Source organism: Arthrobacter sp. zg.Y820, from assembly GCF_030125555.1.
GTDB lineage: Bacteria > Actinomycetota > Actinomycetes > Actinomycetales > Micrococcaceae > Arthrobacter_B.
In genome coordinates this window covers 309,832-322,132 of sequence record NZ_JASKLX010000010.1, presented here as the reverse complement: position 1 = coordinate 322,132, position 12,301 = coordinate 309,832, and the positions used below count along the sequence as shown (strand labels likewise).

Genomic DNA, 12,301 nt, shown 5'->3' with positions numbered 1-12,301 from the left:
GATGATCCCCGGCCACCAATGATCAGTTGCACAGATTCGAACAAGGGACACAGGACGTGGCAGCACCGCAGAATTACTTGGCCGTCATCAAGGTCGTCGGCATCGGCGGCGGTGGCGTGAACGCCGTAAACCGGATGATTGACGTAGGACTCCGAGGCGTGGAGTTCATCGCCATCAACACCGATGCACAGGCACTGCTGATGAGCGACGCCGACGTCAAGCTTGACGTCGGCCGTGAGCTGACCCGCGGCCTGGGCGCCGGTGCGGATCCCGAGGTTGGCCGCAAGGCAGCCGAAGATCACGCCGAGGAGATCGAGGAAGTCCTGCGCGGGGCTGACATGGTCTTCGTCACCGCAGGCGAGGGTGGCGGCACCGGTACCGGCGGCGCTCCCGTCGTGGCCCGGATCGCCCGTTCCCTGGGTGCCCTGACCATTGGCGTGGTTACGCGCCCCTTCACTTTCGAAGGCCGCCGCCGCTCCAACCAGGCCGAGTCGGGCATCGACACGCTGCGCGAGGAAGTCGACACGCTGATCGTGATTCCGAACGACCGCCTGCTGTCCATCAGCGACCGCAACGTGTCCATGCTGGACGCTTTCCGTTCCGCTGACCAGGTGCTGCTCTCCGGCGTTCAGGGCATCACCGACCTGATCACCACCCCGGGCCTGATCAACCTCGACTTCGCGGATGTGAAGTCGGTGATGCAGGGTGCAGGTTCGGCCCTCATGGGCATCGGTTCCGCACGAGGGGAGGACCGGGCCGTCAAGGCCGCCGAGCTGGCAATAGCTTCTCCTCTGCTGGAAGCCTCCATCGACGGCGCCCACGGCGTCCTGCTCTCCATTCAGGGTGGCTCCGACCTCGGCCTGTTCGAGATCAACGAAGCTGCGCGCCTGGTGCAGGAAGTGGCCCACCCCGAGGCCAACATCATCTTCGGTGCCGTCATTGACGACGCCCTTGGTGATGAAGCACGCGTGACGGTCATCGCCGCCGGCTTCGACCAGGTCGACGTGACCTCGCAGCCGATTTCGCACAAGCCGGCCGAGCCCGCAGCACCGCCGGTCAACGCACCGGCAGGCGGCAGCTACGCCGGCGCCGCACCCGCTTCCGCGGGCCTGTCGGCGTGGTCGCAGCGCTCGACCCAGCACAGCGACGTTCCCGCCGACGCCGGTTTCGACGTCGACCTGCCGGCCGTCGTGGAATCGGACCTGTCCACGGGCCGGAACGACGACCTGGACGTTCCTGATTTCCTGAAGTAACACCCCCCGGTCCGGACACGAGTCCGGAACGCCCGGCAGCAGCGAGGTTGTTCGACAATGTTTTGGTGGCAGACACAGACCGGTGACGGGCTGACCGTCGGCTTCACCAATACGGCGGCGGGCAACCTCGCTTTGCATGTCGGGGATGATCCCGCACAGGTTCGGCTGCGCCGCGGCGCCCTGGAAAAAGCCATGACCGTTGCCGCGGGATCGCTGCGGTTCATGAACCAGGTCCATTCCGCCGACGTCGCACTCGTTTCCGGCGGAACGGACGCCGCTTCCGCCGCCCCGACCGCTGATGCCCTCGTCAGTCCCGACGGAAGCGCGCCCCTGGCCGTCATGGTGGCGGACTGCGTACCCGTGGTGCTAGTTGGCCGGAAACCCGGCGGCGGCGTCGTGACCGCTGCGGCCCACGCCGGACGCAAGGGGCTGCTGGACGGCGTCCTGCCCAACACCGTGCGGGCGATGCGTGCAGCCGGTGCCGCCGGCATCACGGCCTGGATCGGCCCGAGCGTGTGCGGTGAATGCTACGAGGTTCCCGAAGCCATGCTCGAGGAAGCGGCAGACCTGCTGCCGGTGCTGCGGTCGCGCACCCGGCGGGGCACGCCGGCCCTGGACCTCCCGGCCGGCGCCGAGGCCCAGCTGGCCGCCCTGGACGTGGAAGTGATCCGCGTGCCCGGCTGCACGCTGGAATCCGATGAGCTGTACTCGCACCGGCGCACCAGCAGTGCCGGGCGCTTTGCCGGTGTCGTCTGGCTGAGCTGAGCCACCAGAGCTGAGCCGCCGGACCCCACCGGACCACGGCCCTTTTTCCGGCGGGCAACGCCCGCGTTCGACCCAAGGAACGAACCCCCATGACATCGAGCATTTCCCCGGCTGTCCGCGCAGCCGAACTCGCCGAACGGCTTGGCCGGGTCCAAGCCCGCATCCGGGCAGCGGCACCTCCGGGAACCGCTCCAACGCTGATCGTGGTCACGAAATACTTTCCCGCGGCCGACGTCGAACTGCTGGCCGGTCTGGGCGTCACCGACGTCGGGGAAAACAAGGACCAGGAGGCGGCTGCGAAAGCTGCCGACACGGCGTCCCTGGGGCTGTCCTGGCACTTCATCGGCCAGCTGCAAAGCAACAAGGCCAAGTCGGTGGTGCGCTATGCCGAAGCCGTCCATTCCGTTGACCGGGCCTCGCTCGTTCGGGCCCTGGCCAAGGCGATGGAGGCCGAGCAGCAGCGCCGAACCGGCGCCGGGCTGCCGCCGCGGGCGGACCTGGAGTGCTTTCTCCAGGTCGACCTGCGCGACCCCGCCGCCGGCGCGGGCACGACACCTTCCGGCCCGGCCCGCGGGGGAACGCTGCCCGCCGATGTACCGGCCCTCGCTGACGCCGTGGCTGCGGCGCCCGGTCTCCGGTTGGCCGGCCTGATGGCGGTGGCGCCGCTGGGCGGGGACCCGCGCGAGGCCTTCGGTCGGCTCCGCGCCCTGTCCGGGCAGCTGCAGGAAACCCACCCCGGCGCCGCAGGGATATCGGCCGGAATGAGCGGGGACCTGGAAGCAGCACTGGAATACGGGGCGACACACCTGCGCATCGGCTCCGATATTCTCGGGCCGCGCCCCCCGGTGCGGTAGCGTCTAATGGAGGAAAGTTCCTCATTTGGCGAGGAACGGGTGCTACGGCGCTGAAGTTCTAGAAGGAGCAACCATGGCTGGCGCAATGCGCAGGACAATGATTTACCTTGGCCTCGCCGACGGTGACGAGCACTACGAGTCCGAGCCGAAGACCCAGCGGGATGCCCCGGCACGCAGCGAGGAATACACGCCCGATTTCGAGCGTGCCGAGCGTCCGGACCGGGAAGCCGAGCCGACACCGGCACCTGCCCCCGTGACCCGCACCGCAGTCGAGGAGTACCGGGCACCGGTAACGCCGATCAAACGAGCTCCGTCATCCCGAGAGGAAGTGGCTGGCTTGCGCCAGATCACCACCGTCCACCCCCGTTCGTACAACGACGCCAAGATCATCGGCGAGAGTTTCCGTGACGGCATTCCCGTGATCATGAACGTGACCGACATGGGCGAAGCCGACGCCAAGCGGCTCGTCGATTTCTCCGCTGGCCTCGTCTTCGGACTGCGCGGTAGCATTGAGCGCGTGACCAACAAGGTCTTCCTGCTGTCGCCCTCCTACGTGGAGGTGCTGGGGGATGACAAAAAGGTCAGCGAGTCCCAGTCGGCATTCTTCAACCAGAGCTGACCGCATCCCCGCCGCGGCGGGGGCAGTGCGGGCGGCTGAGGCTTACCCGGAAACGAAACCACACGCGTGAGTATTATTTTTTCCCTGCTGTATCTGCTGCTGGTCCTCTTTTATTTTGCCCTGCTGCTGCGGATTGTTTATGACGCGGTCCAAATCTTTGCCCGCCAATGGCGCCCCAAGGGGCCCGCACTGGTGCTCGCATCAGTGATCTACGGCGCAACGGATCCGCCCATCCGGCTCCTGCGGAGATTCATCCCTCCGCTGAGGCTTGGCGGCATCTCCCTGGACCTGGCGTTCATCGTGCTGTTCATCGTGGTCGCCATTGCCAGGTCGATCGTGGCCAGCCTCATCCGCTAGCTGCGGCCCCTCCGGGACCGGTTAGTCTTCCGCACCCGGAAGATATACTGTGAAAAAGAATTAGACTTCCCAGTTTCTTATGTTCGTTATTCTGTACGTAGAACCGTCTGCTTGACTCGCAGGCGAATCTTATAATGTGAGGTGACCAGATGGCTCTGACGCCAGAAGATGTTGTCAATAAGCGGTTCCAGCCGACTAAGTTCCGTGAAGGCTACGACCAGGATGAGGTTGACGATTTCCTCGACGAGATCGTCGTCGAGCTTCGCCGCCTGACCGCGGAGAATGAAGACCTGCGCCGCCAGCTCGCTGATTGCGTTGCCGGCACCAGCACCAGCACCGGCACCAGCACCGAAGCCTCAGTTCCGGCCCCGGTCTCCGCCGCGGCGAAGACCGAGCAGGTCACCGAGCCGGTGAAGGAAGCGAAGAAGCCCGAGGCCGTCAAGGCCGTGGAGCCCAAGGCTCCGGCCGCGAAGGCTGAAGAGCCCAAGGTCGAGGCTCCGGCCCCGGCCGCAGCAGCGGCACCCGCCGCCGCAGTGAGCAACACCGAGACCGCCGCCGGCATCCTGGCCATGGCCCAGAAGATGCACGACGACTACGTTGGTGCCGGTGTTGAGCAGCGCGACAAGATCATTGCGGACGCACAGATCGAAGCCACCGGCCTCGTCACCGAAGCCCAGGACAAGAGCCGCAAGATCCTCAGCAACCTGGAACAGCAGAAGGCTGTCCTGGAGCGCAAGGTCGAGCAGCTGCGCGGCTTCGAGCGCGACTACCGCTCACGCCTGAAGACCTACATCGAAGGCCAGCTGCGGGATCTTGACGCCCGCGGTTCCGTTGCCTCGGAGACCGCTGACGCGTAACCCGAACGGCCCCGTGGCGACACGGGTGGACTAAACTGAGATAAAGCACGGGCCGGCTGGCCGGGACGCCCCGGCCAGCCGGCCCGTTGTTTTGGATGCGGCGTCCTGCGACGCCGCCCACCAACGAAAGCACCGGGACGAAGAAACCTACATGACGAAATCTTCTGAGGAATCAGCGGCAGCCAAAGGCCACGCCGGCGCACACGTGCGTCCGGCCTGGACCGGTTACGCCCTGATCATGCTGGCCTGCGCTGTCCTGGCGCTCGGTTTTGACCAGCTCACCAAATGGTGGGTGGAGAGCACCATGACCCTGGGCCAGGTCACCGACGTGCTGCCGCCGGTGCTGCGCTGGCATTACATCCTCAACCCCGGGGCGGCGTTCTCCATCGGCACCGACCACACCTGGGTGTTCACCATCATCATGGTGGCCGTCAGCGGGTTCCTGGTGTACCTCATGCTGAAGGTGCGCTCCCTGTCCTGGGCCATCGCGCTCGGGCTGGTTCTGGGCGGCGCACTGGGGAACCTCACGGACCGGCTGTTCCGGGCCCCCTCGTTCGGACAGGGCCACGTGGTGGACTTCATTGCCCTGCCGAACTTCGCCATTTTCAACATTGCGGACTCCTGCGTGGTCAGTGGCGTCATCCTGGTCTGCCTGCTGACCCTGCGCGGCACGGGCCTGGACGGGAAGCGGGATGAACCCCGGAACTCCGTTGCCGTCCACGACGGCGAACAGGGAAGCAACGCCCGGGAAACCGGCACACAAGATACGAAGAACGGCGAAGACTAACCATGAACGAGATCCATACCGTCCTGCAGATTCCGGACGAGGCCGACGGCGGCCGCGCCGATGCGGTCCTGGCCAAACTCCTTGATGTCTCGCGCTCCACGGTGGCCCCCTGGTTCACCGACGGCTACTTCAGCATGGCGGGGCGCCCGCTGGGCAAATCGGACCGGCTGGCTGCCGGCGACAAGGTCACCGTGGACATTCCCGAACTCCGGGACCCGCTCGCCGTCGTCGTCGAGCCGGTCGAAGGCCTGAACATCCTTCTCGACGACGAACACTTTGTTGTCATCGACAAGCCGGTGGGCGTGGCAGCGCATCCGTCCCCGGGCTGGGTTGGCCCCACCGTCGTCGGCGGCCTGGCTGCCGCCGGCTACCGCATCTCCACCTCCGGAGCTCCGGAGCGGCAGGGCATCGTCCACCGGCTGGACGTGGGCACCTCCGGAGCCATGGTGGTGGCCAAAACCGAGCACGCCTACAACGTGCTGAAGCAGGCTTTCAAGGACCGCACCGTGGACAAGATGTACCACGCCGTGGTCCAGGGCCTGCCGGATCCGCTGCGCGGCACCATTGACGCGCCGATCGGCCGGCACCCCTCCTACGACTGGCGCTTCGCAGTGCTGGAGGGCGGGCGCCCGTCGGTCACCCGCTACGAGGTGCTGGAGGCCTTCGGCAAGGCGTCCCTGGTGGAGGTGCAGCTGGAAACGGGCCGGACGCACCAGATCCGGGTGCATTTCTCCGCCCTCAAGCACCCCTGTGCCGGAGATCTCACCTACGGCGCCGAGGCCAAACTCGCGGCCGAGCTGGGCCTGACCCGGCAGTGGCTGCATGCCCGCCAACTGGCCTTTTCCCACCCCGGCACCGGTGAACGCGTGGAAGTTGTCAGTGAATATCCGCAGGATCTGCAGTACGCCCTGGACGCCCTCCGGCGCGGCGACGTCTAGCCGGCTGCCCGCGCCGGAGCCGCGGACCGGCTCCGGTCGCGGCGTGCCGTCCGGAGCCCGCCGCGACCGGGCCTAGAATGGTTCGGTGGCTTCAGCAACTAGTTCTTCGAAATCGTTTGTCCATCTTCACAACCACACCGAATACTCCATGCTGGACGGTGCGGCCCGTCTGACGGACCTCTTCAGCCACGCTGACGAGCTGGGAATGAACGCCGTGGCGACCACTGACCACGGGTTCGTGTTCGGTGCGTTCGACTTCTGGAACAAGGCCCGCAACGCCGGGATCAAGCCGATCATCGGCGTCGAGGCCTATCTGACCCCGGGCACCGCCCGAGCGGACAAGACCCGCGTCAAGTGGGGCGACGGCGGCCGGAACGACGTGTCCGGTGCCGGTGCCTACACGCACATGACCATGTGGTCCGAGACCACCGAGGGCATGCACAACCTCTTCCGGATGTCCTCCCTGGCCTCGCTGGAGGGCTTCCTCTACAAGCCGCGCATGGACCGGGACCTGCTGCAGACCTACGGCAAGGGACTCATCGCCACCACCGGCTGCCCGTCGGGGGAAGTGCAGACGAAGCTGCGCCTGGGGCTGTACCGCGAGGCGGTTCAGGCGGCCTCGGACTTCCGCGACATCTTCGGTGCTGATAACTTCTTCTGCGAAATCATGGACCACGGCCTGGACATTGAGCGCAACGTGCAGGCGGACCTGTTCAAGCTCGCCCGGGAACTGAAGCTGCCGCTGGTGGCCACCAACGACCTGCACTACACACACGCGGAGGACGCGTCGGCGCACGCGGCCCTGCTGTGCGTGCAGTCCGGTTCCTCACTCGCCGACCCCAAGCGCTTCAAGTTCGACGCCGACGAGTTCTACCTGAAGTCCCCGGCCGAAATGCGGGCCATCTTCCGCGACTACCCCGAAGCCTGCGACAACACGCTGCTCATCGCCGAGCGCTGCGACGTCGAGTTCAACACCAACGCCAACTACATGCCGCGGTTCCCCACTCCGGAGGGGGAAAACGAGGAGTCCTGGTTCGTCAAGGAAGTGGAGGCGGGCCTGCACCGCCGCTATCCGAACGGCATCAGCGACGCCGTCCGCAAGCGCGCCGACTACGAAGTGGGCATCATTGCCCAGATGGGCTTCCCGGGGTACTTCCTGGTGGTGGCCGACTTCATCAACTGGGCCAAGGCCAACGGCATCCGCGTGGGTCCCGGCCGCGGCTCCGGCGCCGGCTCCATGGCCGCCTACGCCATGGGCATCACCGACCTGGACCCGCTGCAGCACGGCCTGATCTTCGAACGGTTCCTGAACCCGGACCGCGTTTCCATGCCTGACTTCGACGTCGACTTCGATGATCGGCGCCGTTCCGAGGTGATCCACTACGTCACCGAGAAATACGGCGACGAGCGCGTGGCCATGATCGTCACCTACGGCACCATCAAGGCCAAGCAGGCGCTGAAGGACTCCTCCCGCGTCATGGGCTACCCCTTCTCCGTGGGGGAGCGGCTGACCAAGGCCATGCCGCCGGACGTAATGGGCAAAGGCCTGTCCCTGGCCGACGTGCACAACAAGGAAGCCAAGCGGTACGGCGAGGCCGAGGAGCTGCGCGAACTGCTCCGCACCGACCCCGATTCCCAGCGGGTGTTTGACACGGCGCTCGGCCTGGAAGGCCTGAAACGGCAGTGGGGCGTGCATGCGGCCGGCGTGATCATGTCCTCGGATCCGCTGATCGACATCATTCCGATCATGCGCCGTGACCAGGACGGGCAGGTCATCACGCAGTTCGACTACCCCACCTGCGAAGGCCTGGGGCTGATCAAGATGGACTTCCTCGGCCTGCGCAACCTGACGATCGTCTCCGACGCCGTCGAGAACATCAAGAACAACCGCGGCGAGGACCTGGTCCTCGAAGACCTGCCGCTGGACCTGAAGCCCGCCTACGACCTCCTGGCCAGCGGCGACACGCTGGGCGTGTTCCAGCTCGACGGCGGACCCATGCGGTCGCTGCTCAAGAGCATGCGTCCTGACAACTTTGAAGACATCTCCGCGGTCATTGCGCTGTACCGGCCCGGTCCCATGGGTGCGAACTCGCACACCAACTATGCGCTGCGCAAGACCGGCCAGCAGGAAATCACTCCCATCCATCCGGAGCTCGAGGAACCGCTGGCGGAAATCCTGGGCACCACCTACGGCCTGATCGTGTATCAGGAGCAGGTTATGGCCATCGCGCAGAAGGTGGCAGGCTTCAGCCTCGGCCAGGCAGACATCCTGCGCCGGGCCATGGGTAAGAAAAAGAAGTCCGAACTGGACAAGCAGTACGCCGGCTTCCATCAGGGCATGGTGGACCGCGGCTACTCGGAGGCCGCGATCAAGGCACTCTGGGACATCCTGCTGCCGTTCTCCGACTACGCCTTCAACAAGGCGCACTCCGCGGCGTACGGCGTCGTCTCCTACTGGACCGCGTACCTGAAGGCGCAGTATCCGGCCGAGTACATGGCAGCCCTGCTCACCTCGGTCGGTGATGACAAGGACAAGCTGGCCATGTACCTGAACGAGTGCCGCAAGATGGGCATCACCGTGCTGCCGCCGGACGTGAACGAGTCCAGCGTGAACTTCACCCCGGTCGGCACCGACATCCGCTTCGGCATGGGTGCCATCCGCAACGTGGGCGCGAACGTGGTGCAGTCGATGGTCGCCGCCCGCGAGGAAAAGGGCGCGTTCACCAACTTCAAGGACTTCCTGATGAAGGTACCGGCGGTGGTCTGCAACAAGCGCACCATCGAATCCCTCATCAAGGCCGGGGCCTTCGACTCCATGGGTCATGCCCGGCGGCCGCTGGCCATGATCCACGAAGAGGCGATCGACTCCGTCGTCGTGCTCAAGCGCAACGAGGCGGTGGGCCAGTTCGACCTGTTCGCCGCGATCGCCGACCAGGAGCCGGAGGACTCGATCAGCATCGAGATTCCGGACCTGCCGGAGTGGGAAAAGAAGGACAAGCTCTCCTTCGAGCGCGACATGCTCGGCCTGTACGTCTCGGATCATCCGCTGCAGGGGCTCGAGGGCATCCTCAGCCAGCACGCAGATTCCTCCATCACCAACATTGTGGGGGAGGAAGGCCCGGCCGACGGCGCGATCGTCACCATCGCGGGCATGATCACCTCGCTGCAGCGCCGGATCGCGAAAAACAGCGGCAACGCCTATGCCCGCTGCGAGATCGAGGACCTGGCCGGTTCCATGGAGGTCATGTTCTTCGGCCAGGTCTACGGTCCGATCGCCGCGGTGCTGGCCGAGGACCTGATCGTGGTGGTCCGCGGCCGGCTGCAGCGCCGCGACGACGGCGCCGTGACGCTGAATGCGCAGGAACTGACCGTGCCGGACCTCAGCGAGGGGCACTCCGGGCCGGTGGTTATTTCGATGGCCACCTACAAGGCCACGGAGACCGTGGTGACCCAGCTCGGCGACGTGCTGCGCACCCATCCCGGAACCTCCGAGGTGCAGATCCGGCTCAACGGCTCACGCACGGTGGAAGTGATGAAACTGGGCGTTGACATGCGCGTGAACCCCACGCCGTCGTTGTTCGGCGACCTGAAGGTGCTGCTGGGCCCGGCCTGCCTCGACGCCTGAGGCGCCGGGGTTCGGCCCCCTGCAACCGTCCGCGGCCCCCTCGGGGGCGATCCCTCGGGATGCGCTATCGCAGAGCGAGTCCGTGTTCCTTCAGGGCTTCTTCGATGATGCGGAGGGCCTTGGGGCCGACCCCGTGCAGCCGGGAAAGCTCAGCGCGGTCGGCGTCCGCCAAGTCCTTCAGGGACGAATAGCCGGCAGCGCTGAGGCCGCGCGCTGCCGGCGTTCCTACCCCGGGCAGGGAGTCGAGTTCCGTTGTCATCACTCGACCCTAAGGCCGGCGCAGGGCACGCGTGAAGGTACCGGGGAAGGCAAGCGGAGGATCCGGGGGAGGGCAGGGGGACAAGCACGGGCCCAGGGCCGCAGCCTGGCCACATTCGGCGCGGTCAGCACCGGACGCCGTGGGCCGTGCGGACCGAACGTCGGGATCTATCGTGCAGATAACGGGGTTCGGGGTTCGCGGGATCTATCGTGCAGATAACGGTGCTTCGGGAAATCTATCGTGCAGATAAGGGGCTGAAAATGCCCGAAAACCGGCCTTTGAGCGCGTTATCTGCACTATGAATTCTCCGTTGTCCCGTTATCTGCCCGAAGGATGCCTGTCGGATGCGAAAGCCCCGCAACCAGGAGCAGCCCCGCCACCAGGAGCAGCCCTGCGGACAGCGGCTTAGGCCGCAGCCGGCCCGGCGGCCGTTGTTCCGCGCCGGCCGAACATCCGGTCGTAGAGCGTGCTGACTAGGAAGCCGATCAACAGCGCGGCCGCCAGGATCAGGGCAAGAGCCACAACATCGGCACCCAGACCGGTGTCGGTGCCTGAACCGAAGTAGAGGACGCTGCGGACGGCGTTGGCGATGTGGTGCAGGGGTTCCCAGGGCGCGATGGCCCGGAAGAAGCCGGGCAGCGCCTCGAGCGGCACCACGGCTCCGGATGAGGGCAGCCCCATGAGCACCAGGTAGATCATCGAGACCAGCAAGCCGGCGTTGCCGAAGACGGTCAGCAGGGCAAAAACCACGGCCGACACCGCTGACATTGCGAGCCAGCTGGTGAGGAACAGGGTTCCGCCGTTCGGCAGGGGAACGGCCGCGGCGGAGGCCACCCACATCACGACACCGGCTGCGGGTGCCGCCGCAGTGACGAAAATTCCCCACTTGAGCAGCATGGACAGCCACCGGGACGGTGTGGTCCGCCGGGCCACGAGGAACTGCGGTCCGATTTCCAGCGGAGTAATTCCCAGCCGGCCGTCCACCAGGACGTTCACGCCGATGGATCCGGTGAGCCCCAGCACGAGCAGCAGGATCGCGTAGTAGAAGGAACCCATGCCCAGGGCCGTGCCGTCTTCGACCGGATGGTAATTCTCGGTAATCACCTGGACGGGATCCTGAAGCAGAACCGCTGACGCCGCGCTGACGGTGGGGGCCAGCTGCTCCGCCAGCTGGGAGGGGGTGCCGGCCTGCTGCGCGGTGAGCTGCCGGGCGAAGGCCACGGTGGCCGGACCGCCCTTTGCTGCGGCTTCCAGGGTTCGGCGCGCCTGCTCATTCTGGGACTCCGTCAGCTGCTGTTCGACGGCGCTGCGGGCCTGGGCCTCCGCATCTTGTGCTGCGGCGGCGAGTTGCTCACCCAGGGACGCGCTGGCCTCGGCCAGACCCGGTTCAACGACGCCGGCCGCAAGGCGAGCGGCCAGGGCGCCGGCTTTCGGATCGGTGTAGACGCTGACAGCGGGGCGGGCCGACTGCTCCTGCGTCAGTGAACCGGTGACAAGTCCGGTTGCATCGGCGGAGAAGGAGGCAGGGATGACGACGGCGGCATAGACCTCTCCGTTCTCGAGCTGCTCCCGCGCGTCCGCCCAAGAGAGGACCTGAAGGTCCAGTTCCTCTCCCTCGGCGGCGCGGTCGGCGAATCCGTTCACGATCTCCCGTCCCAGATTCTGCGGAGCCGCTCCGTCGGCGCTCCCTTCAAGGCCGGTGTCCTCGTTCACCACTGCCACGGGGAAGTCCTTCAGATGCGCCGTCGGGTTGGCCAGCCCGCCCATGTAAAGGCCCGTGCCGACCGCTGCCAGCAGGACCACCACGAGCATGGGAAGCAGCCAGAACATCGGCGACCGGTAGGGGGAGGCGGGCCGCCGATCCTCCGGCCGGGCGGCGTGGCGGGGGCGGGCTGAAACGGGCGTGGACATGCGGGCATTCCTTCTCGAAGCTCACTGGATACACGAGTGTATTGACTGCCTCCGACGATACACCGATGTATCGTGG

General features: G+C 66.2%; 11 protein-coding genes. 9 read left to right on the top strand and 2 right to left on the bottom strand.

All coding sequences use genetic code 11. The features are described 5' to 3' along the window. Nucleotides 1-56 precede the first annotated feature (56 nt). The 9 genes from ftsZ to dnaE all read left to right on the top strand — a co-directional run bounded on the left by ftsZ (nucleotide 57) and on the right by dnaE (nucleotide 10,055). A complete protein-coding gene (gene ftsZ / locus QNN99_RS13505; protein WP_229966971.1) occupies nucleotides 57-1,253 on the top strand; it encodes a cell division protein FtsZ in 1,197 nt (398 codons plus the stop codon). 57 nt (nucleotides 1,254-1,310) lie between these two features. After that, on the top strand, nucleotides 1,311-2,018 hold the full coding sequence (locus QNN99_RS13500) for a purine nucleoside phosphorylase YfiH/LACC1 family protein (RefSeq protein ID WP_229966970.1): 708 nt from the start codon (nucleotides 1,311-1,313) through the stop codon (nucleotides 2,016-2,018). 89 nt (nucleotides 2,019-2,107) lie between these two features. Further along, nucleotides 2,108-2,872 carry a YggS family pyridoxal phosphate enzyme gene (locus tag QNN99_RS13495; protein WP_229966969.1) on the top strand — a complete coding sequence of 255 codons (765 nt, stop codon included), beginning with the start codon at nucleotides 2,108-2,110 and terminating at the stop codon, nucleotides 2,870-2,872. A 73-nt stretch (nucleotides 2,873-2,945) separates the two neighbouring features. Then, nucleotides 2,946-3,491 (top strand): cell division protein SepF, encoded by a 546-nt coding sequence (locus tag QNN99_RS13490; protein ID WP_229966968.1) that lies wholly within the window; start codon nucleotides 2,946-2,948, stop codon nucleotides 3,489-3,491. 66 nt (nucleotides 3,492-3,557) lie between these two features. Then, nucleotides 3,558-3,848 (top strand): YggT family protein, encoded by a 291-nt coding sequence (locus tag QNN99_RS13485; RefSeq protein WP_229966967.1) that lies wholly within the window; start codon nucleotides 3,558-3,560, stop codon nucleotides 3,846-3,848. A 149-nt stretch (nucleotides 3,849-3,997) separates the two neighbouring features. Further along, the gene (locus tag QNN99_RS13480) at nucleotides 3,998-4,705 is read left to right on the top strand and encodes a DivIVA domain-containing protein (RefSeq protein WP_229966966.1); all 708 of its coding nucleotides are present in this window, start codon (nucleotides 3,998-4,000) and stop codon (nucleotides 4,703-4,705) included. Nucleotides 4,706-4,856: 151 nt separating this feature from the next. Further along, entirely contained in the window at nucleotides 4,857-5,492 is a 636-nt protein-coding gene (gene lspA / locus QNN99_RS13475) for a signal peptidase II (protein WP_442860528.1), read from the top strand. 2 nt (nucleotides 5,493-5,494) lie between these two features. Continuing rightward, the gene (locus QNN99_RS13470; protein ID WP_231712867.1) at nucleotides 5,495-6,430 is read left to right on the top strand and encodes an RluA family pseudouridine synthase; all 936 of its coding nucleotides are present in this window, start codon (nucleotides 5,495-5,497) and stop codon (nucleotides 6,428-6,430) included. 85 nt (nucleotides 6,431-6,515) lie between these two features. Continuing rightward, nucleotides 6,516-10,055, top strand: a complete 3,540-nt coding sequence (gene dnaE / locus QNN99_RS13465; RefSeq protein WP_284015980.1) for a DNA polymerase III subunit alpha — start codon at nucleotides 6,516-6,518, stop codon at nucleotides 10,053-10,055. A gap of 64 nt (nucleotides 10,056-10,119) precedes the next feature. On the opposite strand, the gene QNN99_RS13460 is transcribed toward dnaE, so the two are convergent. Then, a complete protein-coding gene (locus QNN99_RS13460; protein ID WP_229966965.1) occupies nucleotides 10,120-10,314 on the bottom strand; it encodes a helix-hairpin-helix domain-containing protein in 195 nt (64 codons plus the stop codon). Between the two features lie 405 nt (nucleotides 10,315-10,719). Further along, a complete protein-coding gene (locus tag QNN99_RS13455) occupies nucleotides 10,720-12,225 on the bottom strand; it encodes a YhgE/Pip domain-containing protein (protein WP_229966964.1) in 1,506 nt (501 codons plus the stop codon). Between the last annotated feature and the right edge of the window lie 76 nt (nucleotides 12,226-12,301).

Coding starts and splice junctions, on each gene's coding strand:
- QNN99_RS13500 (WP_229966970.1), top strand. CDS start 1,311: ATGTTTTGGTGGCAGACACAGACCGGTGACGGGCTGACCGTCGGCTTC.
- QNN99_RS13495 (WP_229966969.1), top strand. CDS start 2,108: ATGACATCGAGCATTTCCCCGGCTGTCCGCGCAGCCGAACTCGCCGAA.
- QNN99_RS13490 (WP_229966968.1), top strand. CDS start 2,946: ATGGCTGGCGCAATGCGCAGGACAATGATTTACCTTGGCCTCGCCGAC.
- QNN99_RS13480 (WP_229966966.1), top strand. CDS start 3,998: ATGGCTCTGACGCCAGAAGATGTTGTCAATAAGCGGTTCCAGCCGACT.
- lspA (WP_442860528.1), top strand. CDS start 4,857: ATGACGAAATCTTCTGAGGAATCAGCGGCAGCCAAAGGCCACGCCGGC.
- QNN99_RS13470 (WP_231712867.1), top strand. CDS start 5,495: ATGAACGAGATCCATACCGTCCTGCAGATTCCGGACGAGGCCGACGGC.
- QNN99_RS13460 (WP_229966965.1), bottom strand. CDS start 10,314: ATGACAACGGAACTCGACTCCCTGCCCGGGGTAGGAACGCCGGCAGCG.
- QNN99_RS13455 (WP_229966964.1), bottom strand. CDS start 12,225: ATGTCCACGCCCGTTTCAGCCCGCCCCCGCCACGCCGCCCGGCCGGAG.